The 25,983-nt window shown below is 64.6% G+C and carries 22 protein-coding genes; 14 read left to right on the forward strand and 8 right to left on the reverse strand.

The features are described from left to right. The first annotated feature begins 22 nt into the window (after window positions 1-22). Window positions 23-940 carry an ABC transporter ATP-binding protein gene (locus tag NHH73_03980; GenBank protein USX27470.1) on the forward strand — a complete coding sequence of 306 codons (918 nt, stop codon included), beginning with the start codon at window positions 23-25 and terminating at the stop codon, window positions 938-940. Window positions 941-949: 9 nt separating this feature from the next. Then, window positions 950-4,531 (forward strand): ABC transporter permease subunit, encoded by a 3,582-nt coding sequence (locus tag NHH73_03985; GenBank protein ID USX27471.1) that lies wholly within the window; start codon window positions 950-952, stop codon window positions 4,529-4,531. Between the two features lie 72 nt (window positions 4,532-4,603). Here the strand turns inward: NHH73_03985 and NHH73_03990 are convergent, their stop codons facing one another. After that, window positions 4,604-5,314 (reverse strand): sigma-70 family RNA polymerase sigma factor, encoded by a 711-nt coding sequence (locus NHH73_03990; protein ID USX27472.1) that lies wholly within the window; start codon window positions 5,312-5,314, stop codon window positions 4,604-4,606. Between the two features lie 160 nt (window positions 5,315-5,474). On the opposite strand from NHH73_03990, the gene clpP reads away from it, so the two are divergent. From clpP to NHH73_04015, 5 genes are all read left to right on the forward strand, one after another. Further along, on the forward strand, window positions 5,475-6,089 hold the full coding sequence (gene clpP, locus NHH73_03995; GenBank protein ID USX27473.1) for an ATP-dependent Clp endopeptidase proteolytic subunit ClpP: 615 nt from the start codon (window positions 5,475-5,477) through the stop codon (window positions 6,087-6,089). Window positions 6,090-6,222: 133 nt separating this feature from the next. Next, entirely contained in the window at window positions 6,223-6,894 is a 672-nt protein-coding gene (locus tag NHH73_04000; protein USX27474.1) for an ABC transporter ATP-binding protein, read from the forward strand. Next, window positions 6,891-8,909, forward strand: a complete 2,019-nt coding sequence (locus NHH73_04005) for an HlyD family efflux transporter periplasmic adaptor subunit (GenBank protein ID USX27475.1) — start codon at window positions 6,891-6,893, stop codon at window positions 8,907-8,909. Before NHH73_04000 ends, NHH73_04005 begins: the two co-directional genes overlap by 4 nt. Further along, complete coding sequence (locus tag NHH73_04010) at window positions 8,906-10,138, forward strand: secretion protein HlyD (protein ID USX27476.1); 1,233 nt, start codon at window positions 8,906-8,908, stop codon at window positions 10,136-10,138. The genes NHH73_04005 and NHH73_04010 overlap by 4 nt, the downstream gene beginning before the upstream one ends. Beyond that, a complete protein-coding gene (locus tag NHH73_04015; protein USX27477.1) occupies window positions 10,135-11,370 on the forward strand; it encodes an ABC transporter permease in 1,236 nt (411 codons plus the stop codon). The genes NHH73_04010 and NHH73_04015 overlap by 4 nt, the downstream gene beginning before the upstream one ends. 164 nt (window positions 11,371-11,534) lie before the next feature. Here NHH73_04015 and NHH73_04020 read toward each other — a convergent pair whose 3' ends face one another. The 5 genes from NHH73_04020 to NHH73_04040 all read right to left on the reverse strand — a co-directional run bounded on the left by NHH73_04020 (window position 11,535) and on the right by NHH73_04040 (window position 14,863). Continuing rightward, window positions 11,535-12,101, reverse strand: coding sequence for a DUF308 domain-containing protein (locus NHH73_04020; protein ID USX27478.1), 567 nt, complete (start codon window positions 12,099-12,101; stop codon window positions 11,535-11,537). 94 nt (window positions 12,102-12,195) lie between these two features. Next, entirely contained in the window at window positions 12,196-12,780 is a 585-nt protein-coding gene (locus NHH73_04025; GenBank protein USX27479.1) for a TetR/AcrR family transcriptional regulator, read from the reverse strand. Between the two features lie 49 nt (window positions 12,781-12,829). Further along, window positions 12,830-13,105 carry a hypothetical protein gene (locus NHH73_04030; protein ID USX27480.1) on the reverse strand — a complete coding sequence of 92 codons (276 nt, stop codon included), beginning with the start codon at window positions 13,103-13,105 and terminating at the stop codon, window positions 12,830-12,832. After that, entirely contained in the window at window positions 13,053-13,391 is a 339-nt protein-coding gene (locus tag NHH73_04035; protein ID USX27481.1) for a type II toxin-antitoxin system Phd/YefM family antitoxin, read from the reverse strand. The genes NHH73_04030 and NHH73_04035 overlap by 53 nt, the downstream gene beginning before the upstream one ends. Window positions 13,392-13,576: 185 nt before the next feature. Continuing rightward, window positions 13,577-14,863, reverse strand: a complete 1,287-nt coding sequence (locus tag NHH73_04040; GenBank protein USX27482.1) for a c-type cytochrome — start codon at window positions 14,861-14,863, stop codon at window positions 13,577-13,579. 146 nt (window positions 14,864-15,009) lie between these two features. Between NHH73_04040 and acpA the strand changes: the two genes are divergently transcribed. Beyond that, window positions 15,010-17,151, forward strand: a complete 2,142-nt coding sequence (gene acpA, locus NHH73_04045) for an acid phosphatase (protein USX27483.1) — start codon at window positions 15,010-15,012, stop codon at window positions 17,149-17,151. A gap of 78 nt (window positions 17,152-17,229) precedes the next feature. On the opposite strand, the gene hemB is transcribed toward acpA, so the two are convergent. After that, window positions 17,230-18,246, reverse strand: coding sequence for a porphobilinogen synthase (gene hemB, locus NHH73_04050; GenBank protein ID USX27484.1), 1,017 nt, complete (start codon window positions 18,244-18,246; stop codon window positions 17,230-17,232). A gap of 23 nt (window positions 18,247-18,269) precedes the next feature. Then, on the reverse strand, window positions 18,270-19,001 hold the full coding sequence (gene yihA, locus NHH73_04055) for a ribosome biogenesis GTP-binding protein YihA/YsxC (protein USX27485.1): 732 nt from the start codon (window positions 18,999-19,001) through the stop codon (window positions 18,270-18,272). 148 nt (window positions 19,002-19,149) lie between these two features. On the opposite strand from yihA, the gene NHH73_04060 reads away from it, so the two are divergent. From NHH73_04060 to NHH73_04085, 6 genes are all read left to right on the forward strand, one after another. Then, window positions 19,150-19,824: a cytochrome c4 gene (locus NHH73_04060; GenBank protein ID USX27486.1), complete on the forward strand. Its 675-nt coding sequence runs from the start codon at window positions 19,150-19,152 to the stop codon at window positions 19,822-19,824. Between the two features lie 133 nt (window positions 19,825-19,957). Further along, window positions 19,958-22,045, forward strand: coding sequence for a cytochrome c biogenesis protein ResB (locus tag NHH73_04065; GenBank protein ID USX27487.1), 2,088 nt, complete (start codon window positions 19,958-19,960; stop codon window positions 22,043-22,045). Window positions 22,046-22,073: 28 nt separating this feature from the next. Continuing rightward, window positions 22,074-23,228: a c-type cytochrome biogenesis protein CcsB gene (gene ccsB / locus NHH73_04070; GenBank protein USX27488.1), complete on the forward strand. Its 1,155-nt coding sequence runs from the start codon at window positions 22,074-22,076 to the stop codon at window positions 23,226-23,228. 118 nt (window positions 23,229-23,346) lie between these two features. Next, window positions 23,347-24,324, forward strand: a complete 978-nt coding sequence (gene msrP / locus NHH73_04075) for a protein-methionine-sulfoxide reductase catalytic subunit MsrP (GenBank protein ID USX27489.1) — start codon at window positions 23,347-23,349, stop codon at window positions 24,322-24,324. Window positions 24,325-24,326: 2 nt separating this feature from the next. Further along, complete coding sequence (locus NHH73_04080) at window positions 24,327-24,941, forward strand: sulfoxide reductase heme-binding subunit YedZ (protein ID USX27490.1); 615 nt, start codon at window positions 24,327-24,329, stop codon at window positions 24,939-24,941. 63 nt (window positions 24,942-25,004) lie between these two features. Next, entirely contained in the window at window positions 25,005-25,955 is a 951-nt protein-coding gene (locus NHH73_04085) for an Rpn family recombination-promoting nuclease/putative transposase (protein USX27491.1), read from the forward strand. Window positions 25,956-25,983 lie beyond the last annotated feature (28 nt).

Here is a 25,983-nt window from a genome sequence, read left to right on the forward strand (position 1 = left end):
CCTTATCCGGAGAATGCGTTCCATGCTATCGATCAAACAGCTGAGCAAGACCTACGCCAACGGCGTCAAAGCGATCAACAACGTCAGCCTCGACATCCCCAACGGCATGTTCGGCCTGCTCGGCCCCAACGGCGCCGGCAAGTCCTCGCTGATGCGCACCATCGCCACCTTGCAAGATCCCGATAGCGGCAGCATCGATTTCAACGGCCTCGACGTGCTGGCCCAGCCCGAGGCGCTGCGCCGCCAGCTCGGCTACCTGCCGCAGGACTTCGGCGTCTACCCCAAGGTCAGCGCCGAAACCCTGCTCAACCACTTCGCCGTCCTCAAGGGGCTGACCGCGCGCGGCGAGCGCAAGGAGGCGGTCGAAGCGCTGCTGCAGCAAACCAACCTGTGGGAAGCGCGCAAGCGCAACCTCGGCACCTACTCGGGCGGCATGCGGCAGCGCTTCGGCATCGCCCAGGCGCTGCTCGGCTCGCCCCGTCTGGTGATCGTCGACGAGCCGACCGCCGGCCTCGACCCGGACGAGCGCAACCGCTTCCTCAACCTGCTGGCCAAGATCGGCGAGCAGGTGGTGGTGATCCTGTCGACCCACATCGTTGCCGACGTCACCGACCTGTGCCCGCGCATGGCCATCATCGTCAAGGGCGAGGTCCTCAGCCAGGGCGAGCCACTGGCCGCCATCGACACCATCAAGAGCAAGGTCTGGCGCCGCAGCGTCAGCGCCGAGGCGCTGCCGGAATACCAGCAGCGCTTCAACGTGCTGCACACGCGCCTGGTCGGCGGCAAGCCGCAGATCAACGTCTACGCCGACAGCCAGCCGGACGACGGCTTCATCGCCGTCGAGCCGGACCTGGAGGACGTCTACTTCCTGCACGTGCGCAACGCCGCGCGCGCCGCCGCGCCGGCCGCCGCCGTCGCCGCCCCTGCGGCCGCAGCGTAAGGAGCCGCCATGTTGCTTGAATTCTTCAAATTCGACCTGCGCTACCAGCTGCGCCAGCCGCTGCTGTGGGTCAGCGGCCTGATTCTCGCCCTGATGGCGTTCGGCGCCACCACCAGCGACGCCATCCAGGTCGGCGGCGCCATCGGCAACGTCCACCGCAACGCGCCGACGGTCGTGGCGCAGATCATGGGCACGTTCACGGTGATCTCGATGTTCATCGTGACGATTTTCATCGCCGGCACCGTGCTGCGCGACAGCGAGGTCGGCATTTCCGACATGCTGTTCGCCACGCCGATGCGCAAGTACCAGTACCTGCTCGGCCGCTTCAGCGCCGGCCTGGTGGCCTGCCTGGCGATCTTCGTGCTGATCGCCATCGGCATGCTGCTCGGCCCGTTGATGCCGTGGGTGGACGAGGCCCGCGTCGGCCCGCTGCCGGGCGCGGCCTACCTGTGGAGCTTCGCCTTCTTCGTCATTCCCAACCTGCTGTTCGTCGGCGCGCTGCTGATGCTGCTGGCGGCCACCACCCGCTCGATGATGCTGGTCTACGTCGGCGTGCTGGGCTTCTTCGTGCTGTGGGCCGTCGCCGGCGCCTTTACGCGCGACATCAACAACGAATGGATCGCCGTGCTGGTCGACCCGTTCGGCGTGCGCGCCTTCGGCCGCGCCACCCGTTATTTCTCGGCGGCCGAGGCCAATGCCGGCCTGCCACCGTTCACCGGCTACCTGCTGGCCAACCGCCTGCTGTGGCTGGGCGTCGCGGTGGTCTTCTTTGTCGCTACCTTGATCCTGTTCAAGCCGCAACGGGTCGGCACCGGGCGCCGCCTGTTCGGCAAGGCCAAGCCGGCCGCCCTGGCCCGGCCGGCGCCGTCGGCGGTGGCGTTGCCGCGCATTGCGCCGCGCTTCCGCGCCTCCACCGGCTGGATCCAGTGCTGGCACATCCTCGCCTTCGACGCGAAAGCGGTGTTCAAGAGCGTGCCCTTCCTGGTGATGCTGCTGTTCGGCGTGCTTAACTTCATCGGCGCCGCCACGCAGGCCGACAGCATGTTGGGCACGAACGTCTACCCGGTCACGCACCTGATGTTGCAGACCCTGAGCGGCACCTTCAACTTCATGCTGATCATCGTGCTGACCTTCTACGCCGGCGAACTGATCTTCAAGGAACGCCAGGCCAGGATCGCCGACGTCGGCGACGCCATGCCGGTGCCGGACTGGGCGCCGCTGCTGGCCAAATGCGTCGCGCTGGTCGGCGTCATCTTCGGTTTCCTGCTCACCGGCGCGGTGGCGGCGGCCGGCTTCCAGCTGTTCAAGGGCGGCGCGCCGATCGAGGCCGGCCTGTACGTCAAGGGCATTCTGCTGGAATCGGCCTTCTTCGTGCTGATGGGGCTGTTCGCGCTGGCGCTGCAAGTGCTCACCAATAACAAGTTCATCGGCTACCTGCTGGTGATCCTGCTGATGGTGTCGCAGATCGTGCTGGGCGTGATGCACTTCGACCACAACCTGTACAACTTCGCCTCGCTGCCGGGCTTGCGCTATTCGGACATGAACGGCTACGGCCACTTCCTCAAAGGCTGGGCCTGGTACGCCTTGTACTGGAGCCTGTTCACGGTGTCGGCGCTGATCCTGGCGCAGGCGTTCTGGGTGCGCGGCCTGGCGCGGCCGTGGCGCGCCCGCGCGCGCCTGGCCGGCGCGCGGTTGAAGGGCGGCGCCGGCCTGGCGCTGGCGCTCGGCGTGGCCGGCTTCATCGGCACCGGCGCCTGGATCTTCTATAACACGAATGTGCTCAACAAGTACGTGCCGTCGGACCTCGCCATGGACCGCCAGGCGGATTACGAGAAGAACTACCGCAAATACAAGGACTTGCCGCAGCTGCGCATCACCGACGTGCGCGCCGATGTCGACATCTATCCGGCCGAGCGCCGGGTGGCGATCCGTGGCCGCTATCTGCTGGAAAACAAAACCGGCCTGCCGCTGACGGAGCTGCGCTTGCAGGTCAATCCGGATGTCGAGACCCGCTACGCCAACCTGCCGCCGCACCAGGTGGTGCTGGACGACAAGATCGCCGGCTTCAAGGTCATCACGCTGGCGCAGCCGATCGCACCGGGCGCGCGCCTCGACCTCGGCTTCACGGTCGACGTGCGCCACCAGGGCTTCACCAACCGCGGCGCGGCCGACAGCGTCAACCTGAACGGCACCTTCTTCAACAACTCCGAGTACTTCCCGCACTTCGGCTACCGCGACGACGTCGAACTGAAGGACCGCAACGAGCGCCGCAAGCGCGGCCTGGGCGAACCGCAGCGCATGGCCAAGCTGGAGGACGAAAAGGCGCGCGCCAACACAGCGTTCGGCGGCGAGGCCGACTGGATCAATTTCGAGACCACGGTCTCGACCAGCGGCGACCAGATCGCCATCGCGCCGGGCTATTTGCAAAAGACCTGGGAGCAGGGTGGACGGCGCTACTTCCACTACAAGATGGACCGGCCGATGGCCAACTTCTTCGCCTACCTGTCGGCGCGCTGGAGCGTCAAGAAGGGAGAGTGGCGCGGTCTGCCGATCGAGGTCTACTACGACAGCAAGCACGCCTACAACGTCGACCGCATGATCACGTCGACGCAGAAGTCGCTCGACTATTTCGACGCCAACTTCACGCCGTACCAGCACAAGCAGGTGCGCATCCTGGAGTTCCCGAACTACCAAGGTTTCGCGCAATCGTTCGCCAACACGATCCCGTATTCGGAAGCGCTCGGTTTCATCGCCGACCTGCGCGACAAGGACGACATCGACTACGTCTACTACGTCACCGCGCACGAGGTGGCGCACCAGTGGTGGGGGCACCAGGTGATCGGCGCCAACGTCCAGGGTTCGACCATGCTGATCGAATCGCTGGCGCAATATTCGGCGCTGATGGTAATGGAAAAGGAATACGGCCGCGACAAGCTGCGCCGTTTCCTGCGCTTCGAGCTCGACAGCTACCTGCGCGACCGTGGGGGCGAGCTGATCGAAGAGCAGCCCTTGTTCCGCGTCGAGAACCAGCAATACATCCACTACCGCAAGGGCAGCCTGGTGTTCTACCGCCTGCGCGACGAGATCGGCGAGGCGGCGCTCAACCGCGCGCTCAAGCGCTTCCTGCAGGACAAGGGATACCAGCAGGCGCCGTACACCACCAGCCGCGAGTTGCTGGCCTACATACGCGCCGAAGCGCCGCAGGACAAGCAGGCGCTGATCACCGACCTGTTCGAGAAGATCGTCTTCTACGACAACCGCGTGACGGACGCCAAGGCCAGGAAGCGCGCCGACGGCAAGTGGGACGTGACGATGACGCTGCACCTGGCCAAGATGGAAGCGGACGGCAAAGGCAAGGAAACGCCGCGCGCCTACGACGAGCCGGTCGAGATTGCCGTGTTCGCGCGCGCGCCCGGCGCCAAGGAAAGCGAGGAACGCGTATTGTTCACTGACAAGCGCCTATTGGTCGGCAGCGAGCCGGTGGTCACGGTCACGGTCAAGGAGCAACCGTTCGACGTCGGCGTCGACCCGTACAACAAGATGATCGACCGCGTCTCGCGCGACAACCGCAAAGAGGTTGTTATTGAGTAACTCCGGGGTCAGGTCCACCATTTCTACACGTGCTCATGCATCAATGGCGGACCTGACCCCGGATTGCCGGCTTTAAGCGGCCAGGGCGGGGCGGCACGGGTGGCAGGGGTGGTAGACGGCGTCGTTGGCGCTGGCGCCGGCGCGCAGCCGCGGCAATGGCGAGGCGATCACCGACACCGGCTGCTCGTCACCGAGCAGTGTCACCATCGCCGGCACGTCGCGGCCGTTGATCGCTGCCTGGAAGCGGCGTATCAACTCGCGGCACAGCTTGTCGCTGGCGGGCGCTTCCGCGCGCTCCTCCCGTAAGCGCCGCCTTGCGCGCGCCAGGTATTGGCGCGCGTTCACCGTCGTCGTGCCGAGTGCCGCCGCGATGTCCGCGTGTTCGCATTCCAATACTTCATGCAGCACCAGCGCCAGGCGTTCGGATGGCGCCAGGCGCGACAGCATCCGGGCCAGCGCCTCGCCCAGCTCGGCGCGCCGCAGCAAGCCATCCTCAGGCGTCGCGGACGGCACCCCGGGCGCCAGCTCCATCGCGTGGCGCGCCGCCGCCATGTCCCGCGCGCGTTTGCGCAGGCGGTCGATCGACTGATGTCGCACGACGGTGGTCAGCCATGCGGCCGGCGTCGCCAGCGCCGCCTGTTCGACGCTTTGCCACTTGAGAAAACAATCCTGCACGACGTCCTCGGCTTCCGCTTCGCTACCGACGATGCGGCGGCTGATCGCTTGCAGGCGCGGGCGCAGCGTTTCGAATATCGCGCCGTCGGTATCGGTGGTCGGTGGCATGGGAAATCTCCTGTGATGGGGCCGGTGCCACATGACGTCCGGCGCGCTTCGGATGTGACACGCCAACTATATATTTTTTTGCCGTCACACGGCGCGGGGGCGCGGGCGTCAAGCGGGCAGTAATCAACCTGGTGATTACTTCAAACGCGAAAGGACGATCATGACTGCGAATTTCCCCCTTGGACTGGGCTTGGTGCCCACCGTCGTCGAACAAACGGGACGCGGCGAGCGCGCCTTCGACATCTACTCGCGCCTGCTAAAGGAGCGCGTGATCTTCCTGGTCGGCGAGGTGACCGAGCAATCGGCCAACCTGATCGTTGCGCAGTTGCTGTTCCTGGAGTCGGAGGATCCCAACAAGGATATTTCACTGTACATCAATTCGCCCGGCGGCTCGGTGTACGCCGGCCTGGCCGTCTACGACACCATGCAGTTCATCAAGCCGGACGTGTCCACCTTGTGCACCGGCTTTGCCGCCAGCATGGGCTCCTTCCTGCTGGCGGCGGGCGCGCCCGGCAAGCGCTACGCATTGCCCAACGCCCGCATCATGATCCACCAGCCGCATGGCGGATCGCAGGGCGTGGCATCCGACATCGAGATCCAGGCGCGCGAGGTGCTGTACCTGCGCCACCGCCTCAACACCATCTATGCCGAACGCACCGGACAGACGCTGGAGCGGATCGAGAAGGATTCGGACCGCGACCACTTCATGTCAGCCGCGCAGGGTGCGGAATACGGCCTGATCGACAAGGTGCTGGCGACGCGCGACGCCGATTGAACCGGTGGTGCAGGGCAAATTTCCGGCTAGACGGCCGGGCCCGTGTAGAAATGGTGGACCTGACCCCGGAGCTTACAAAATATGACAAGTTAAGGAATTGACAAAAGATCGCGGCGCCGGGATACTTCCCCGCATGATCGAGCTTAGCAATATTCGCAAGACCTACCGCCAGGGCGGTAACGAGATCCACGCGCTGGATGGCATCGACTTGCGGGTGGCGCCCGGCGAGTTCGTCGCCATCATGGGGCCGTCCGGTTCCGGCAAGTCGACCTTGCTCAACGTGCTCGGCGCGCTCGACCGCCCGGACGCCGGCCGCTATCGCCTGGCGCAGGACGAGATCAGCGCCCTCGACGACGACGCCGCCTCCGATGTGCGCAACCGCCGCATCGGCTTCGTGTTCCAGTCCTTCCATTTGCTGCCGCGCTTGACCGTGCTGGAGAACGTGCTGCTGCCGCAGCGCTATGCCCGCCACGCCGACACCGGCGCCGCCGAGCGCGCCGTGGCGCTGCTCGAACGCATCGGCCTGGGCCAGCGCATCGGCCACTTGCCCGGCCAGCTGTCCGGCGGCCAGTTGCAGCGCGCCGCCATCGCCCGCGCCCTGTTGAATCAGCCGGCCCTGCTGCTGGCCGACGAGCCGACCGGCAACCTCGATTCGCGCAGCGCGGCCGACGTGCTCGAGCTGCTGCGCGAATTGCACGCCGGCGGCCAGACGCTGGTGCTGGTCACCCACGATCCGGCCATCGCCGCGGGCGCGCAGCGCACCATCCATTTGCGCGACGGCCGCATCGCCGAAGGCGGGGCGTGAGGCGCGCCACCCTGGCGCTGTCGGCCGTCGCGTTGCTGGCGCTGGCCGCCGCCGCCGCGCTCGGTCTCGATGCCGGCCCGGCCGGGGCCGGGCCTGCGCTCGCTTCAGCGCCCGCCACGGGCAAGGCCGACACCGTCATCAAGGCCGACGCCGCCGCCACCAACGCTCTGCGGCGCCGCCCCGTTCTGCTCACCGGTGAAGTGGAGGCGCTGGATTCGCAAACCATTACCGTGCCGCCGTCGCACTCGGCGCCACTGACCCTGCGCAATTTCGTTGCCGAGGGCACCCACGTCAAAGCCGGCGACGTGGTGCTGCGCATCGAGACCGGCGGCGCCGCCAACATCGACCGGCTCGAAACCGAGCTGGAGCAGGCACGCGCGCGCGCCGAAAAGGAAACCGCCACCCTGGAAGTGGCCGCCGTCGAGGCCGAGAAGGCGCTGGTGACCGCGCAGGCCGCGCTGGCCAAGGCCAAGGTCGAGGCGGCGCTGCCGAAGACGCAGATTTCGGTGCTGGACTACGACCGCCACCAGGCCGCGTTCGGAAACGCCACACGCGACCTGGCGATCAAGCGCGACGCCGACGCCAGCGCGCGCGAGGCGGTCGGCCGGCGCCGCGAAGACGGCCAGCTGGAAGTCAAGAAGCTGCAAATCAACCTGGCGTTCCAGATCGCCCAGCTGGCGCAATCGGAAGTGCGCGCCGCGCGCGACGGCGTGGTCGTGCACGGCTATAGCCCGTGGATGGGCCAGCGCTTCGAAGAAGGGTCGTCGGCCTGGCCGGGCAACGCCGCCGGCGTGGTGCTGGGCAACGGCGAGATGGCCGTCACCGCCTGGGCGCTGGAGGCCGACCGGCCCTACCTGTCCGAGGGACAATCGGTGAGCCTGCGCTTCGATGCCTTGCCGGCCACTGCGACCGCCGCCGTCACCGGCAAGATCAAGTCCATCACCAGCGCGCCGGAAGCGCGCGCGAGCTGGGGCCTGGGGCGCTACTTCCGCATCAAGATCGCGCTGCCGGCCGGACACGGGCTGCCACTGGTGGCGGGCATGAGCGCCTTGATCGAACCGCTCGCGGCCAAAGCGCCACCGCCGGCGCCGGCGCCGGGGGACGAGGCGCTCACGGTCGAGGGCGAAATCGCCTCGCGTGGCGCGCTGCCGGTAACGCCGCCGAACATTCCCAACGTGTGGGAGTATAAGCTGGCGCAGATCGCGCCCGAAGGTTCCATGGTCGAGGCCGGGCAGCAGATCGCGCAGTTCGAATCGAACGACGTCACCACCCGGCTGAGCACGCAACAGGGCGCGCTCAATGAAAAGCTGCGCGCGCTCGATAAGCTCAAGCTCGACCAGACCGAGGCCGACCGCGCGGGCGAACTGGCCGTGGCGGAGGCCCAAAGCAATGCCGACAAGGCCGACCGCAAGGCCACCATGCCGAAGGAACTAATACGGCGCGTCGACTACGACAAGCTGGTGATCGAGCGCGTCGAGAAAAACCAGCTGGCCAAGCTGGCGCTGGTCCAGCATCAGGCGCAAATGCGCGCCCGCCACGCCGAGCGCGCCGGCCTGCAGGCCGAGATCGCGCAGCAGCAGACCCAGATCGCAGCGATGGTCAAAGGCCAGGCGGGCCTGAAGGTGGTGGCGCCGCGCAGGGGGCTGGTGGTCTATCGTGTCGGCTTCGACGGCCAGAAATTCAGCGCCGGCAGCCAGGTGTGGGTGGGGCTGACGGTGGCCACGCTGGCCGACCCCGAACAGTTGTACATCGCCGCCAACGTGCCCGAGGCGCTGTCGTCGCGGGTCCGCGTGGGACAGGCGGCGCGCGTGACGGTACCGGGCAGCAACCAGACCTTGAACGCGCACGTGGTCGGGCTGGGCCGCGCCTTCCACGGCAAATCGACCGCCCAGCCGAGCATCGTGCGCGATGTCGAGTTGCAGTTCGACGGCGGCACCAGCGGACTTAAACCGGGCGCGGCGGTGCAGGCGGTGCTGGTCGCCGACGCCGCCCGTCCAGCGGAGAACAAACGATGAGGCGCGACGCACGCAGGCCGCAGGCAATCACCCTGGCGGTGGCCTTCTCGATGAGCGTCTTCCTGGCCGCCTGCGGTGGCGACACGACGTCATCCGGCGCCGCCGCCGAGACGCTGGCACCACGTCCATGGCTGGAGACATTGGCCGTCGATGGCGAGATCAAGGCCGCCGCCAGCACGCCGCTCAACGTACCCGGCAACAACTGGAGCCGGCGCGTGCTCATCGATATGGTGGCCGACGGCAGCAGCGTGGAAAAAGGCCAGGTCGTGGCGCGCTTCGACTCGCCGCAATCGCGCATGGAATTGTCGCAGGCCGAGCTGGAACTGCTGCGCAAGACCCTGGCCGAGCAGACCAGCGCGAGCGCCGCCAGCGTCGAGCGCGACAAGCTGGCCGGCGACCGCGCCAAGGTCGAGGACGATCTGGGCCTGAGCCGGCGCTACGCCAGTGTCGACCTGAGCATCTTCCCCCGCAACGACATTCTGGACGCGCTGGCCGACGTCGGCTTCCTGACCACCAAGCGCACCTACCTGGCGTGGAAGGGCGGGCAGGCGCAGGCGCGCACGGCCGCGCAGGACGCGGTGCTGCACTCGCAGCGCGACAGCGTGGTGCGGACCGCCGCGCAACAGCGCGACAGCCTGGCCGCGCTGGAACTGGTGGCGCCGCACGACGGCGTGTTCCTGCTGACGGCCAAGTGGGACGGCACGAAGGCGGAGATCGGCTCGACCCAGGTGGCGAACCAGGAGTTCGGCTCGCTGCCCGACCTGAACCAGCTGGTGGCCCATTTCAGCGTGGCCGAGGGGCAGGTCTTCGGCCTGAAGACCGGGCTGCCGGTGCGGGTGCGCCTGGCCGGCACCGGCACCGAGCTCACGCTCAAGGTGACGCGCGTCGGCAGCAACGCCAGCACCACCTCGCAGGAGTCGCCGGTCAAGTACAGCGACTTCGACGCGGCGATCGACACCGCCACCGCGCGCAAGCTCGGCCTCAAGCCGGGCCAGGCCTTGCGCGGCACGGTGGAATTGGTCGCGCAGCCGGCGGCGCTGACGGTGCCCAACATCGCGCTGGTGCAGGACGGCGCCGGCTACGTCGTCTACACCGAAGAGGACGGCAAGCAGGTCCGGCGCAAGGTCGAACTGGGACAACGCGGCCCGGTGCGCAGCGAACTGAAAAGCGGTGTCGCGGCTGGCGCGCGCATCGTGCTGCTGCCGCCGGCAGCGACGGAGAAATCATGAACCTGGCATTGATACGTGAAGCGGTTACCGAGCTGCAGCGCCGCAAGCTGCGCACCGGACTGACCTTGCTGGGCATGGTGTTCGGCGTGGCGGCCATCGTCGCCATGCTGGCCGTGGGCGAGGGCAGCAAGCGCGAGGCGCTGCGCCTGGTGGCCGAGCTGGGACTGGACAACGTGCTCATCGAAAGCAAAGCCATCGATCCCGAGCAGCTCAAGGATATCCGCGCCCGCTCGCTGGGACTGTCGGCCGCCGACGGCGCGGCGGCCTTGTCGGTCGTGCCCGGTGCGGTGTCGGTGTCGATGAAAAAGGAAATCAAGGTCGACCAGCTGGTGCTGGGCCAGCGCGTGGTGCCGGCGCGCGCCTACGCCGTCTCGCCGGCCTACGCCGAGCATGGCGGCCTGCGCCTGGCCACCGGCCGCTGGCTGACGCCGGCCGACGGCGCCACCTTGGCGCCGGTGTGCGTGCTCGGCGCCCGTCTGGCGCGCACCTTGTTCGGCAATGAATCGGCGCTGGGCCGCCACCTCAAGCTCAACCACGTGTGGCTGGAGGTGGTGGGCGTGCTGGGGGACCGCGCGCAAAGCAAGTCCGACTTCGAAGGCGTCAAGCTGGGGCTCGACGACGAGCGCCTGTTCGTGGCCTGGGAGACGGGCAGGGCGCGCTTCAACTTCAAGCGCATCGAGGACGAGGTCGACGGCATCAGCGTGCGGCTCGACGGCAAGGTCGCGCCGGACCAGGCCGCGCGCGTGTTGCAGGCGCTGATCGTTCGCCGACACGGCGGCGCCGACGACACCAACCTGATCGTGCCGATGGGGCTGTATCGCCAGAATCAGCAAACGCAGCGGATCTTCGCCATCGTCATGAGTTCGATCGCGGCGGTATCGTTGCTGGTCGGCGGCATCGGCATCATGAACATCATGCTGGCCAACGTGCTGGAGCGCCGCCGCGAGGTGGGCCTGAAGCGGGCGCTGGGTGCGCGCCGGCGCGACGTGGTCGAGCAGTTCCTGGCCGAGGCGCTGGTGATCGCCGTCAGCGGCGCATTGCTGGGCGTGGTGCTGGGCGCGGTGGCGGCCTACAGCATCGCCGCCCTGGCTGGCTGGTCGGTGGCATGGTCGCCGTTCAGCCTCATCGCGGCGGTGCTGCTGTGCGTGGCGGTGGGGCTAGCCTTCGGCGTGTTCCCCGCGCGCCAGGCGGCAGCGCTGGACCCGATCGCCGCGCTGCGCAGCGATGGATAAAGCACCGGGGTCAAGATAAAGCACCGGGGTCAGGTCCGACATTCAGACATTTTGGAACTTTACTTCCGTCCGAAAGTTCCAAATTTTCGTCTTTTGTCCGAATGTCGGACCTGACCCCCGGCTGTTATGACCCCCGGCTGTTGCGCAGCCTGCGTGTTACAACGTCATCCGCGCTGGCGGCGCCGCGCGGCAACGCTGAGCGACAGCGCCGAGACCAGGAAATAGAACGCGCCGAAACCCGCGTAGCCGGCGACGGTGGCGATCGATGGCTCCGCCGGCAGTTGCGCCTGCGAGATAAAGAACGCGCCGGCAAGCGCCGATTGCGCGCCGCTCAGTATCATCGCCCATTGCGCGCCGTGGGTTTTCCAACGCCGCAGCGCGGTGCCGAGCTGGAGCAATCCTGACCCGATGGCCCAAGCGCCGAACACAACCAATACCCGGTGCATGTCGGGCAGGCTGACCGCGATCGCCAACGCGACGGCAAGGCTGACGAGGACGTTGATCATCTGGGTGCGGTTGCGTGCCAGCCCGCCGCTGCGCTTGCTGTCGATGAAGTTGGCCAAGGCGTCCCAGGCCGGGTAGCCGATCAGCAGCAGCGCGCTGGCGGCGGCCGAATTTTTGCCGATCGTTATCGCCGCGATCAGCCATAGCGCCGAAAAAACCGCGCGGACATAGTAATAGCGTTGAAGCCAGTTTTCCTGCTCGACTGCGGTGGTGATTTGTTGGGACATATATTTTCCAATTAAATGCTACCTACTAGTTGGTAGGTTTTGCGGTTAAAAAAACCGATCCCGAAGCGCGAGCCGGCTGCGGGATCGAATGGCGCTACGGTCGTGATAAATACCTGTCCAACTGGGCGCTGGCGATGGTGCCGAACATCACGCCGTTGCCATACGCGCGCGCCGACAGCATTGCGCCGTGCACCGTGGCCATGAAGATCTCCGCCTCGACCTGCGGTGTGTAGGCCGAGTGAAGCGTCCCTTGCCGCATTCCCCGGTCGAGCACCGAGGCCAGCCAATCCGACAGGAACCGGAAGTAGGCACGCACTTCGATCGCCACCTCTTCCGGCAAGATTGGCAACTCCCCGGCCAGCAGGGCGCAGACGCAAAACGGTGCGCTCAGATCCTCGATGCATTTCGCCCAGTGCAGGATGTACGCGCGCAACTGCTCCACCGGATCGGCAATGGCTTGCTGCAAATGGCCCAATCCTTCCTCGGTGGCGCTGCGGTGTTGCACCACCAGCGCCTTGACCAGATCCACTTTGTTGGGAAAATGATGGTGGATGCTGGCCTTGCGGATACCGACCACTTCGGCGATATCGGCGTAGCTGAAGCCGTTATAGCCGCCAGCGACGATCAAGCCCCGTGCGCAGGCGACGATCTGTTCAGCCGTGTTGGATAATTTACTCATGTGACGGATACTACCTTCCAGTAGGTAGGCAAGTCAAGAAAAAAGCGAGTTATAGCATTCGCTGCCAGATGCGATAGACCTCATCGTCATTGCGCTTGCCGATGACCTGAATGCTCACCTCAGTCTCGGACGCTATATAAATAATGCGGTATTCGCCAATATCGACCCTTCTTTCCCCGTTATTCGCACCGGTCATGCCCGCACTATCCTGAGGCATCGAATCGTGCATCAATGAGAATATCTTTTGGCCCACTTGGCGGTACTGCTTTGCATCAAGGCTGCCCAAGAATTTGGTTGCCTGATTTGTCATTTTCAGACTTTTCATTATTAGTGTTTCCTTCTGAAAAATCACTCAGGAATGCACTAACACGCTCATTACTCGCGTAACCCTCTCGGCGAGCGGCTTCAGCTTTGGCAAGCCACAGCTGATCCTCAAGATATTGAATGTGCGCCACCATCTTCTCGAACTCCTTTCGAGAAACGATGTAGGCCGTGAGCCGGTCGTGCCGGGTGATTCCGACCGGGTGGCCGAGCGCCTCATCAAGTACTTGGCCGAAACGTGCCTTTGCATCCTTCGCACTAAATGTGGTCAGGGTGGGGGCGGTTGTCATGTCATTACTCCTGTCAATTTCCTGCACTTACTCAACGCAGCCACGGACTGGCGAACGCATACAGCCTACTATGCCGAAAATGGTCATGGTAGTCAATATGGCCTAAAATGACTATTTCGTTGTAATTCTATAATTTTTCATTCCGCAGCGGTGGTTACTTGCGGGCGCCCCAACCATTGTCTGTGTCACCGTTTTGTGCGTACGGCATTCGCAACGGCGGTCTGCTGGTAGCCGTCCGTCAGCGTGTTGAGAAAAGCCACCAGGTCGGCGATGTCGCGCTCGCTCAGCGCCGATGGGCCGCCGGGGCGTCCCCCAAACGGCGCATCCATGTTGACGTTGGCTTCTAGCCCGGCCGGCTGGTCGTCGAACTTGCGGTCCCGGTACCACTTCATCGGTGTCGTGTCGCGCGTGGCGTAGAAGCGCACCACGTCCTCCAGCCGGCTGAAGCTGCCGTTGTGGAAGTAGGCCTTGCGCAGGGCGACGTTGCGCAGCGACGGCGTCTTGAAGCGTCCACAATATTCCTTGTGGTCCTTGAGATCGGTGCGGTCCGGGCCGCACAGGCCGAGGTCATAGTAGCGCGGATCGGCGTTGACCAGCAGCTTGCGGTTGCGCGGCACGCCGATGTTGATCAGGCCGTAGTCGGTGAACTGCGGGAACACGCCGCCCGGCGAGATGCGGCTGATGTGGCAGGACGCGCAGTTGCCCTTCGTTTCATCGTTGAACACTTGTAGCCCGCGCCGCTCCGGCGCCGACAGCGTGGCTTGCTTGCGCAGGAACGCGTCGTACTTGCTGGTGTAGGGGTAGAAGTCGGCCGGGCTTTCCTGGAACACTTCCAGCGCCATCAGCGCGCCCTGCAAGGCGGCATTGGGACGCGTGAAGATGTCGGCGCCGTACACCGCCTTGAACTTCGCCGCCAGCGGACTAGCCTGCAAGCGCGCCAGCACGGCCGCCTCGTCCTTGTTGCCCATCTCGCGCGCCGACAGCAGCGGCCCCAGCGCCTGCTCGTGCGCCGACCGCGCGCGGCCGTCCCAGTCGTGGCCGCCGGTGGGGCCGGCGTCGGTGCTGTCGTCGCCGTCGTCGTCGTGGTAATGCTCGGTGAAGGCGGGCGCGTTCTGGATATAACGCAGCGAAGGCGTCGCGCGCGCACCCTCGGTCTTGCCGTCGGCGCCGCCCAGCTGCGCCGCCAGTGTGTTGTTGGGGCTGTAGGCGTTGTCGGGACTGTGGCAGCTGGCGCAGGCCAGCTTGCCCGACGCCGACAGGCTGGTGTCGTTGAACATGGCGCGTCCGAGTTCGGTCAACTCCGGCACCGTCGGCCGCCTTCCGGCCGGCGGCGCATAGGCGGCGCGCGCGGTATCGGCGGCTGCCACGGCAGCCATGGCAGGAGCGGCGGCGGGAGTGGCGGGTGCGGTTGGTGTCCCGCGTTGGCAGGCGCCCAGCAGCGCGGCCAGCAAAATTGCATAAATAATTTTCATGCGCACAGCCTACCAATATGACATGACGACTACATGACTGTTAGAAAACGATACAAAACGATACGTTTCCGGCCCTTCCATTTCATCGTCCTGACATATTCGCCGCCTAGCATGAGCCGCTTTCATCCCACCCTCAAGGCAAGAACATGACATCCAAACTGAAAACCGCCCTGCGGCCGCTGCCGCTGCTGCTGTTGGCGGCCGGCACCGGCGCCGGCCTGATCGCCTGCGGCAGTTCCTCCGGCGGCGACGTGCCGACCCTGTCCGGCCAGGTGGTTGGCAGCTATTACGAAAACGCCTCGGTCTGCCTTGAAAGCACCAGCGCCAAACTGACCTGCGACAGCAATTCCGGCAGCGTGCGCACCGGCGCCGACGGCGGCTTCAAGGTGACCGGCACCGGCAGCGGCCCGTTGCTGGTCACCGTCGGCACCGACGCCATCCGCCACGACGCGCTGGGCGACGCCGGCACCAAGGTCACGCAGAAGCTGGTGTTCCGCGCGCCGAACGGTCACACGGGCATCATCGACGCCATCAGCACCGAGCTGAGCGCGATCATGGACGCCAATGGCGGCGACTTCGCCAAGGCCAGCGCGCAGCTGGCCGCGCGCATCGGCGTTGCCGAAAGCAATCTGCTGGTCGACGTCAACAAGGTTTCCGGCGACGACCAGGCGAAATTGAAAGCCGAGAACGACAACTTCACCGCCGTCATCGCCGCCGCCGGCACGCAGAGCGCCAACGCCGACGTGGCCAGCGCCATCAGCGCCGGCGCCGCGCTGGGCAACATCAAGAACATCGTCGTCATCTACGCGGAAAACCGCGGCTTCGACAACTTGTACGGCCTGTTCCCGGGCGCGAATGGCGTGCCCGGCGTGAACCCGACTTCGACCGGCGGCTACGTGGCGCAGAAGGATGCCGACAACAGCACCTTGCCGGTGCTGCCGCCGACCTGGGGCGGCATGACCGCCGCCGGCCAGAGCCTGGTGATCACACAGGCGCAGTCGGCCAACCTGCCGAACAAGCCGTTCCAGATCGATGACGTCAACAGCCCGATCGCGCTACCGCAGTCGGTCATCACGCGCGACCTGGTGCACCGCTTCTACAACAACCAGATGCAGATCAACGGCGGCGCCAACGACAAGTTCGCCCTGTACTCGGACGCCGGCGGGCTGACCATGGGCTACTACGACGGCAGCAAGATGAAGATGTGGGACATCGCCAAGCAGTACGCGCTGGCCGACAACCTGTTCATTGGCGCCTTCGGCGGCTCGTTCCTGACGCACCAGTACCTGATCTGCGCTTGCGCGCCGCAATACCCGAACGCCGACAAGTCGGTGGCGGCCGCGTCGATCTCGAAGATCGATGTCGATGCCAAGGGCAACTTCGTGCGCCTGACGCCGTCGGCCACGTCGCCCAGCAGCGTGCTGAACGGCGCGCAGACCTACGCCAACGACAGCACCTTGACCCCGGCCGACGCCAGCGGCATGTTCTACGCGGTCAACACCATGCAGCCGCCGTTCCAGCCGAGCAGCAACGCCCCGGCCGGCGGCGACGGCAGCCACCTGTACGCCGATCCGGCCAAGGCCAACACCTTGCCGCCGCAGACGCAGAAGAACATCGGCGACATGCTGACCAGTAAAAACATCGACTGGGCCTGGTACGCCGGCGCCTGGAACAGCACCACCGCCAACGCCACCTCGGCCACGCGCGGCTCGTTTGCCAATCCGCCCAACTTCCAGTTCCACCACCAGCCGTTCAACTACTACGCCGAGATGGACCCGGTGACCAACCCGGCCTACCGCGCGGCGCACCTGAAGGATTACGATACCCAGTTCGTGGCCGACGTCGCCGCCGGCACCTTGCCGCCGGTGGCCTTCTACAAGCCGCAGGGCAACCTGAATCAGCACGCCGGCTACGCGTCGGTGGCGGACGGCGACGCCCACATCGCCGATGTCATTGCCAAGCTCAAGCAAAGTCCGCAGTGGAAGAACATGCTGGTCATCGTCACCTACGACGAGAACGGCGGCTTCTACGACCACGCCGCGCCGCCGAAGGGCGACCGCTGGGGTCCGGGCACGCGCGTGCCGGCGATCATCGTGTCGCCGTTCGTGAAGAAGGGGTCGGTCGACCATACGCAGTACGACTCGGCGTCGATCCTGCGCGCCATCACCCACCGCTTCAACCTGCCGGTGCTCGATGGCTTGACGGTGCGCGACAAGGCGCTGGCCGACAACGGCGCCAAGCCGATGGGCGACTTCAGCGCGGCGCTGGCCTTGACGCCGCAGGAGTAAGCGGCGGGGAAATCTGCGCGTGAAAACAAAAATGGCCGGGTTCGCACCCGGCCATTTTTTTCGCCAACGTAGATCAGTTTACTTGCCTGCCTTGAGCAGGCGCGCCACGTCCAGGGCGAAATAGGTCAGCACGGCGTCGGCGCCGGCGCGCTTGAACGCCAGCATCGATTCCATCATCACCTTGTCGTGGTCGAGCCAGCCGTTTTGCGCGGCCGCCTTGATCATCGCGTATTCGCCGCTGACCTGATAGGCGAAGGTCGGCACCTTGAATTCATCTTTCACGCGGCGCACGATGTCCAGGTACGGCATGCCCGGCTTGACCATCACCATGTCGGCGCCCTCGGCCAGGTCCAGTCCCACTTCGCGCAGGGCCTCGTCGGAATTGGCCGGGTCCATCTGATAGGTGTTCTTGTCGCCCTTGCCCAGATTGGCGGCCGAGCCGACCGCGTCGCGGAACGGGCCGTAGAAGGCCGACGCGTACTTGGCCGAGTACGCCATGATGCGCGTGTGGATGTGGCCCTTTTCCTCCAGCGCGGCACGGATCGCGCCGATGCGCCCGTCCATCATGTCCGACGGCGCCACCACGTCGACGCCGGCGTCCGCGTGGCACAGCGCCTGGCGGATCAGCATGTCGGTGGTGATGTCGTTGATGACGTAGCCGTTGTCGTCGATCAGGCCGTCCTGGCCGTGGCTGGTGTACGGGTCGAGCGCGATGTCGGTCAGGATGCCCAGGTCCGGGAACGCCTGCTTGAGGGCCCGCACGGCGCGCGGCACCAGGCCTTCCGGATTGGCCGCTTCGACACCGTCCGGCGTCTTTTTCGAGACGTCGATCACCGGGAACAACGCCATCACCGGCACGCCCAGGCTCACGCATTCCTCGGCCACCTTCAGCAGCAGGTCGACCGAGACCCGCTCCACGCCCGGCATCGACAGCACCGGCTCGCGCTGGTGCGTGCCTTCGAGGATGAACACCGGATAGATCAGGTCCGACGCCGTGACCGCGTTCTCGCGCATCAGTGCGCGGGAGAACGGGTCGCGGCGCATGCGGCGCATGCGGATGCCGGGGAATTGGGCGGGGGCGTGGGGCGTGTGCATCGTGAAAACTTTCTAAAGCAGGATTATTTTTTGTCGTCCGGTTCGACGTCGTCTTCCATCTCGATCAGCTCGACCTGGGCCGCCGCTTCCTCGTCGGTGACGCCGGCCAGTTCCAGGATCTTGTCGTTGGCTTCGTCGATGCCGATACGCTTGAGCGCGGAGAACAGTTGCACCGTGAAAGGGAAGCCTTCGCCGTCCTCGTCGACATAGCTGTCGAGCTTGGCTTTGGCCTGGCGCAGCACGTTGACCGATTCGTTGCGGTTCAACTTGTCAACCTTGGTCAGAATGCAATGGATCGGCTTGCCGGTCGGGGCAAACCATTCGAGCATCTGGATGTCCAGGTCGGTGAACGGGCGGCGCGAGTCCATGATCAGGATCAGCGCGGCCAGCTGCTCGCGGCGCTGCACGTAGTCGCCCAGCAGGCGCTGCCAGTGCAGCTTGGCCGAGCCGGACACTTCCGCGTAGCCGTAGCCGGGCAAGTCGACCAGCAGGCATTCGATCTCCTCGACGATGGTCGGGTCCTTGCGGTGCTGCGCGACGTGCGCGCCGCCGATCGAAAAGTAGTTAATGTGCTGGGTGCGGCCAGGGGTCTTGGAGGCGAACGCGAGACCTTTCTGGTTGCACAGGATGTTGATGGCGGTCGATTTGCCGGCGTTGGAGCGACCTGCAAAGGCGATCTCAGGCACCGTGGTATCGGGCAGATCACGCAATTGGTTGACGGTCGTAAAGAAGCGGGCTTGCCAGAGTTTGGACATGGGATGGGGAAAAATGCAACAAAAGGGAGCAAATATGCTGGAAAGCTATTGTACAATGAGTGGTTACGAAGTGTTGCCATGCATATTTCGTGCTAGCGTGGGCGACAGTTTCAAAAAAATCTTTTTAGACTCGTCTCAGGGTGCTTGAATGAATCGTGTGTTTTCACCATTTGTAAAATCCTTGCTCATCGCTCTGCTGGCAGTCTCTGCCTCCGCCTCCGCCGAAGAGAAAAAGCCCGCGCCCGCCGCCCCCGTACCGAAAGTCGACGCGGCCAAAGGCGGCGCCCTGTACACCGACGGCGACAACGCGCGCGGCCTGCCGGCATGCGTTTCCTGCCACGGCGCCAACGGCAACTCGACCATCGCCATCAATCCGAAACTGTCGGCCCAGCACGAGGGCTATATTTATAAGCAGCTGGTGAACTTTACGACGCCGGAGCGGAATCAACCGGTGATGACGACCTACGCCAAGATGCTGACGGACGAGGAAAAGCACAATGTTGCGGCCTGGCTGAGCACCCAGGCCGCCAAGCCGGGTGCGGCCAAGAACAAGGACACGATCGAACTGGGCAAGAAGATCTACCGTGGCGGCATCGCCGACAAGAACGTGCCGGCCTGTGCCAGCTGTCACGGCGCCAGCGGCGGCGGCATCCCGGTGCAATATCCGCGCATCGCTGGCCAGCACCAGGATTACACCGTCGCCCAGCTTGGCTTGTTCAAGACCGGCGGCCGCAAGAACAGCGCGCAGATGAGCACGATCGCGCAGCGCATGTCCGACGAGGAAATGAAAGCCGTCGCCGATTACGTCGCCGGCTTGAAGTAAGCGCGTGACCGCCGGCCCCGCGAGGGGAAGGCGCCGCGAACAGACCAGGGGCAGCAGCGCAAGCGGGCTGCCTTTTTTGTTGGTATCGGGTGATACACTTGTTAGCTGCATCTTTTATTGAAACGTCCCACGCATGAGTAGCCCCAGCACCACCGGTATCGAACTGAAGACACGCCGTCCCATCGTCGGCGAGATTGTTGAATTGATTTCCTCGATGCGCTTCGCCATCGCGCTGCTGGCGATGATCGCCATCGCCGCCGTCATCGGCACCGTGATGAAGCAGAACGAGGCGACCTCGAACTACATCAACCAGTTCGGACAGTTCTGGTATGAGGTGTTCGACAAGGCCGGCCTGTATTCCGTGTACTCGGCGTGGTGGTTCCTGCTGCTGATGGGGATGCTGGTGACGTCGACCTCGCTGTGCATCGCGCGCAATTCGCCGAAGATGATCAAGGACATGCGCAGCTGGCGCGAGAACGTGCGCGAGCAGTCGCTGCTGAACTTTCACCACAAGATGCAGTGGCGCGCGGCGCTGGCCCGCGCGGCGCTGGCGCAGCAGACCGCCGCCCGCCTGGCCGACGCCGGCTACAAGGTCAAGCTGGTCGAGAAGGACAACGGCACCTTGCTGGCGGCCAAGCAGGGCGCGGCCAACAAGTTCGGCTACATCTTCGCGCACTCGGCCATCGTCATCATCTGCGTCGGCGCGCTGTTCGATTCGGACATGCCGATCCGCTTCCAGGAATGGTTCCTCGGCAAGACGCCGTTCGCCGGCAGCGGTTTGATCTCGGCGGTGCCCCAGCAGCACCGTTTGAGCACGGCCAATCCCACCTTCCGCGGCAACACCCTGATCCCCGAGGGCGCCTCCAGCGACAGCGCGCTGCTGCAGCGCGCCGACGGCGTGCTGATCCAGGAACTGCCGGTGACGATCAAGCTGAAAAAATTCACCATCGATTTCTACAGCACCGGCATGCCCAAGCTGTTCGCCAGCGAGGTCGAGGTCAAGGACCATGCCAGCGGCGAGGTGGTCAAGGCCGTCATCGAAGTCAACAAGCCCTTGCTGTACAAGGGCCTGGCGATCTACCAGTCCAGTTTTGAGGATGGCGGCAGCAAGCTCAAACTGACGGGCTTCCCGATGACGGGCGGCGACACCACGCCGTTCGCCATCGCCGGCGAGGTCGGCGGCAACACGCCGCTGGGCAAGGAGTACACGGTCGAGTGGTCGGGCTTCCGTCCATTCAACGTTGAGAACCTGGCCAGCCAGGACGCGCGCGCCGTCAAGCAGGGCAAGAGCCTGCAGGAGCAGTTCGCGCAGGGCCTCGACAAGCACACCGGCTCGGCCGGGCGCAACGCCAACAACAAGGATTTGAAGAACGTCGGCCCGAGCGTGCAATACAAGCTGCGCGACAAGACCGGCCAGGCGCGCGAATTCCAGAACTACATGCAGCCGGTCACGGTCGACGGCGCCACGGTGTTCCTGGCCGGCGTGCGCTCGAATCCGTCGGACCCGTTCAGCTTCCTGCGCATCCCGTCGGACGACGCCCATACCGTCAACGAGTGGATGCGCCTGCGCGCCGCGCTGACCGATCCGGCACTGCGCGACGCCGCCGCCAAACGCTACGCCGAGCGCGCCGCGCCGAAGGGGCCGAACGCGGAAACGCTGCGCGAGCAGATCGAGGCGTCGGCACAGAAGAGCCTGGCCTTGTTCGCCGGCGACAGCAAGGCCGCCGGTTTCCTGTCCATTTCGCAGTTCCTGGAAAAGGTGCCGGAAGCGGGCCGCGAGAAGACCGCCGAGGTGTTCATGAAGATCCTCAACGGCAGCCTGTGGGAGTTGTGGCAGGCCGCGCGCGCCAAGTCCGGCCTGCCGGAGGTGAGCGCCGACGAGAACCACGGCCGCTGGTTGCTGCTGGCGACCAATGCGCTGTCGGACGCCTTCTTCTACGGCGCGCCGGTGTATTTGCAGCTCGACGAGTTCGTCGAGGTCAAGGCGTCGGTGTTCCAGGTGACGCGCTCGCCGGGCAAGAACGTGGTCTACCTCGGCTGCGCGCTGCTGGTGCTGGGCGTGTTTTCGATGTTCTACATCCGCGAGCGCCGGCTGTGGGTGTGGATCAAGGACGGGGAAGACGGCGCGGAGGCCCTGATGGCCATGAGCACGCAGCGCAAGACGCTCGATTTCGAACGCGAATATGAAACTTTGAAAGAAAAGCTGCCACAATCGGCGTAGTGGCAAAATTGCGGCACAGGAGAACACGATGGAACTTACCAAAACTCAGCAAACCTATATTCAGGCGCCAGGCTATTTCAAGCGATTGACGACCATCGACTGGATTTTCGCGGCGGCGCTGCTGGCCGGCTCGCTGTTCGGGCTGAACCGCTACGGCCACTTCATGGACATCTACGAGAAGGCGATCCTGCTGCTGGCCGCGCCCACTTTCGCCGCGCTCGGCTGGCACTGGAAGCCGGTGCGCTGGCTGATGCCGCTGGTGGCGCTGCTGTCGCTGTGGGCGATCTCGATGTACGGCGGCCAGCTCGACATGGGCAGCACCAAGTTCTGGCTGCGCTACATGCTGTCGAGCCAGTCGGCGATCCTGTGGATGAGCGTGATGTTCTGCCTGTCCACCTTGTTCTACTGGATCGGCTTTGCCGGCCGCTCCGATTCCATCTCCAGCCTGGGCTCGAAGCTGAGCTGGGCCGCCGTCGTGCTCGGCTGGACCGGCATGATGGTGCGCTGGTACGAGTCCTACCTGATCGGCGCCGACGTCGGCCACATCCCGGTGTCGAACCTGTATGAAGTGTTCATCCTGTTCTCGCTGATCACGGCGATGTTCTACCTGTATTTCGAGCAGCGCTACGCCACCCGCCAGATGGGCCCGTTCGTGCTGCTGATCATCAGCGCCGCCATCGGCTTCCTGTTCTGGTACACGACCTCGCGCGACGCCGCCGAGATCCAGCCGCTGCTGCCGGCGCTGCAAAGCTGGTGGATGAAAATCCACGTCCCGGCCAACTTCATCGGCTACGGCAATTTCGCGCTGGCGGCGATGGTCGCGTCGGCATACCTGCTGAAGACCTCCGGCTACCTGAAGGACCGCCTGCCGTCGGAGGAGGTGCTCGACGACGTCATGTACAAGGCCATCTCGGCCGGCTTTGCCTTCTTCACGATCGCCACCATCCTCGGCGCGCTGTGGGCGGCCGAGGCGTGGGGCGGCTACTGGTCGTGGGATCCGAAGGAGACCTGGGCCCTGATCGTCTGGCTCAACTACGCGGCCTGGCTGCACATGCGCCTGATGACGGGCCTGCGCGGCCGGCCGGCGGCGTGGTGGGCGCTGGTGGGCCTGCTGGTGACCACGTTCGCCTTTCTGGGCGTCAACATGTTCCTGTCCGGGCTGCACTCGTACGGAAAGCTGTAGCATTCGGTCAGGGTTGTATGCCTGACAATAAAATGTAATCGCAATGTAATCAGCATGTTGCTTCGATTGGTGTAATGTTCAGGTTATTGGTAACCCATTGCACCTTTCTGGAGTCAACATGCTGATCAAGCGTAGCCCCAACGGCATCGACCTGCCGTTTTCGTCGGAAATCACGCCGCGCGAACTGTACGAGTCGCGCCGCAGCTTCATGAAGCAGATCGCCCTCGGCGCTGTCGGCAGCGCCGCGCTGCTGGAAATGGCCAACCGGGAAGCGTTCGCGCAGGGCGCCAATCCCAAGCTGGCCGCCAAGCTCAATCCGGCCTACTCGGCGCTCGACAAGCAGACGCCGTACAAGGATGCCACCACCTACAACAACTTCTACGAGTTCGGCACCGACAAGAGCGACCCGGCGCAAAACGCCGGCACCTTGAAGACCCGCCCGTGGACCGTCACCATCGAAGGCGAAGTCAAGAAGCCGATGACGCTCGATATCGATGCGCTGATGAAGCTGGCGCCTTTGGAAGAGCGCGTGTACCGCCTGCGCTGCGTGGAAGGCTGGTCGATGGTGATCCCTTGGATCGGCTACTCGTTTTCCGAAATCATCAAAAAGGTCGAGCCGACCGGCAACGCCAAGTACGTCGAATTCATCACCCTGGCCGACAAAAAGCAGATGCCCGGCGTCGGTAGCCGCGTGCTCGACTGGCCGTACACGGAGGGCCTGCGCATCGACGAGGCCAACCACCCGCTGGCGCTGCTGACCCTGGGCATGTACGGCGAGAACCTGACCAACCAGAACGGCGCGCCGGTGCGCATGGTGCTGCCGTGGAAGTATGGCTTCAAATCCGGCAAGTCGATCGTCAAGATCCGCTTCGTCAAGGACCAGCCGCGCACGTCGTGGAACATTTCGGCGCCGCGCGAATATGGCTTCTACTCCAACGTCAATCCGGAAGTCGACCACCCACGCTGGTCGCAGGCGTCCGAGCGCCGCATCGGCGAGGACGGCTTCCTGGCCCGCAAGCGCAAGACCTTGATGTTCAACGGCTATAACGATGTCGCGCCACTGTATGCCGGCATGGACCTGAAGAAGTTTTTCTAAACATGGCTTTTAATCCTACCGCGCGGCAGGCAAGCCTGATCAAGGCCGCCGTCTTCGTGCTGGCGCTGGTGCCTTTGTTGCGCATGGTGTACCTGACGGTGACCGGGCAGCTGGTCGAGCCGCTCGAGTTCATCACGCGCGGCACCGGCGACTGGACCTTGTACTTCCTGTGCTTCACCCTGGCGGTGACGCCGCTGCGCCGGCTGACCAAGTGGAACTGGCTGATCAAGCTGCGGCGCATGCTGGGGCTGTACATGTTCTTCTATGGCTTGTTGCACTTCATGACCTTCCTGTGGTTCGATCACTTCTTCGACTTCGCGGAAATGTGGAAGGACGTGCTCAAGCGGCCATTCATCACGGTCGGCTTCATCGCCTTCGTGTTGCTGATCCCGTTGGCGGTGACCAGCACCAACGCCATGGTCAAGCGGCTGGGCGGCAAGCGCTGGCAATGGCTGCACCGGTTGATCTACGTGATCGCGCCGCTGGCGATCCTGCACTTCTGGTGGATGAAGGCGGGCAAGCACAACTTCACCGAGCCGATTATCTACGGCACGATCCTCGGCGTGCTGCTGTTGATGCGCGTGTACTGGGCGCGGACCAAGGCCAAGGCGGCGTAAGCGGGTGTCGGGCGCTTGCGCGCGCCCAAAGGCGGCGCCTTCGGACATCGCTACAATCGTCCGATGGCGAGCGAAGACGACACCGCGTACAAACAACTGTTCGCGCATCCGGAAATGGTGCGCGATTTATTGCTCGGTTTCGTTCCTGGCACATGGGTGCGGCAGCTGGACCTGGGGAGCTTCGAGCGCGTCAGCGGCAGCTATGTCGGTGACGGCGGCCAGCAGCGCCACAGCGACATGGTGTCGAAGGTGCGCCTGTCCGGCGAGTGGATCTACGTTTATTTACTACTCGAATTCCAATCGCGTTCAGACCCCTGGATGGCGCTTCGCATGCAGGTCTATGTTGGCCTTCTGTATCAGGATCTGGTCAAACGCCACGAGCTGCCAAAGCCCTATCAACTACCTCCTGTGTTTCCTGTTGTACTGTATAACGGCAAGCGGCCGTGGGCGGCAAGCACCAGCCTGGCGGATATGGTTGCGCCGCTGCCGATGGACCTGCAACCGCTGCAAGCGGCACAGCGGTATGTTCTAGTCGATCAACGTAGATTGAGTAGCGAGGCGCTTTCTAGTCTCGGCAATTGGGCCGCCACGGCCTTCCGTTTGGACAGGCTGCGGAGCGAGCAGGAAGTCTCAGATGAGCTCAAAAAATGGCAGAGCACGCAGCCTTTAACGCCGGATCTAACCTTGGAAATGGGGCTCGTGCGTTGGGCGGCAAATCGTTTGCGCGGCACGCGGCTGCGGCGTATGATTAATCGAAGCGACGTCAGTACGGAGGACAAAGTGATGGACTTTACTCTTTTTGATTTGCTAAAGGACGCGTTACGGCACGAAGCGATTCTTGACGTCCACCGAGATCGGTTGCGACAAATGCTTATCAAGCGATTTGGACCATTGTCATCGCGTCTGGATAGGCGTATCGAATACGCGAAGATGGAGGATCTTGACCTCTGGTTTGATCGCTTGTTGGAGGCCCAAACGGTACGGGAAATCTTTGCCGACAAGCAGTCGGCTTGACCTCATTGGCACTACGGCCGCCCCCCCC

The sequence above is a fragment of the Oxalobacteraceae bacterium OTU3CINTB1 genome (assembly GCA_024123955.1).
GTDB lineage: Bacteria > Pseudomonadota > Gammaproteobacteria > Burkholderiales > Burkholderiaceae_D > Rugamonas.

Coding starts and splice junctions, on each gene's coding strand:
- NHH73_03980 (USX27470.1), top strand. CDS start 23: ATGCTATCGATCAAACAGCTGAGCAAGACCTACGCCAACGGCGTCAAA.
- NHH73_04085 (USX27491.1), top strand. CDS start 25,005: ATGGCGAGCGAAGACGACACCGCGTACAAACAACTGTTCGCGCATCCG.
- NHH73_04020 (USX27478.1), bottom strand. CDS start 12,101: ATGTCCCAACAAATCACCACCGCAGTCGAGCAGGAAAACTGGCTTCAA.
- NHH73_04065 (USX27487.1), top strand. CDS start 19,958: ATGAGTAGCCCCAGCACCACCGGTATCGAACTGAAGACACGCCGTCCC.
- hemB (USX27484.1), bottom strand. CDS start 18,246: ATGCACACGCCCCACGCCCCCGCCCAATTCCCCGGCATCCGCATGCGC.
- NHH73_04035 (USX27481.1), bottom strand. CDS start 13,391: ATGACAACCGCCCCCACCCTGACCACATTTAGTGCGAAGGATGCAAAG.
- NHH73_04080 (USX27490.1), top strand. CDS start 24,327: ATGGCTTTTAATCCTACCGCGCGGCAGGCAAGCCTGATCAAGGCCGCC.
- NHH73_04025 (USX27479.1), bottom strand. CDS start 12,780: ATGAGTAAATTATCCAACACGGCTGAACAGATCGTCGCCTGCGCACGG.
- NHH73_04030 (USX27480.1), bottom strand. CDS start 13,105: ATGAAAAGTCTGAAAATGACAAATCAGGCAACCAAATTCTTGGGCAGC.
- NHH73_04060 (USX27486.1), top strand. CDS start 19,150: ATGAATCGTGTGTTTTCACCATTTGTAAAATCCTTGCTCATCGCTCTG.
- NHH73_03985 (USX27471.1), top strand. CDS start 950: ATGTTGCTTGAATTCTTCAAATTCGACCTGCGCTACCAGCTGCGCCAG.
- clpP (USX27473.1), top strand. CDS start 5,475: ATGACTGCGAATTTCCCCCTTGGACTGGGCTTGGTGCCCACCGTCGTC.
- NHH73_04010 (USX27476.1), top strand. CDS start 8,906: ATGAGGCGCGACGCACGCAGGCCGCAGGCAATCACCCTGGCGGTGGCC.
- NHH73_04040 (USX27482.1), bottom strand. CDS start 14,863: ATGAAAATTATTTATGCAATTTTGCTGGCCGCGCTGCTGGGCGCCTGC.
- ccsB (USX27488.1), top strand. CDS start 22,074: ATGGAACTTACCAAAACTCAGCAAACCTATATTCAGGCGCCAGGCTAT.
- msrP (USX27489.1), top strand. CDS start 23,347: ATGCTGATCAAGCGTAGCCCCAACGGCATCGACCTGCCGTTTTCGTCG.
- NHH73_04000 (USX27474.1), top strand. CDS start 6,223: ATGATCGAGCTTAGCAATATTCGCAAGACCTACCGCCAGGGCGGTAAC.
- NHH73_04015 (USX27477.1), top strand. CDS start 10,135: ATGAACCTGGCATTGATACGTGAAGCGGTTACCGAGCTGCAGCGCCGC.
- NHH73_03990 (USX27472.1), bottom strand. CDS start 5,314: ATGCCACCGACCACCGATACCGACGGCGCGATATTCGAAACGCTGCGC.
- acpA (USX27483.1), top strand. CDS start 15,010: ATGACATCCAAACTGAAAACCGCCCTGCGGCCGCTGCCGCTGCTGCTG.
- yihA (USX27485.1), bottom strand. CDS start 19,001: ATGTCCAAACTCTGGCAAGCCCGCTTCTTTACGACCGTCAACCAATTG.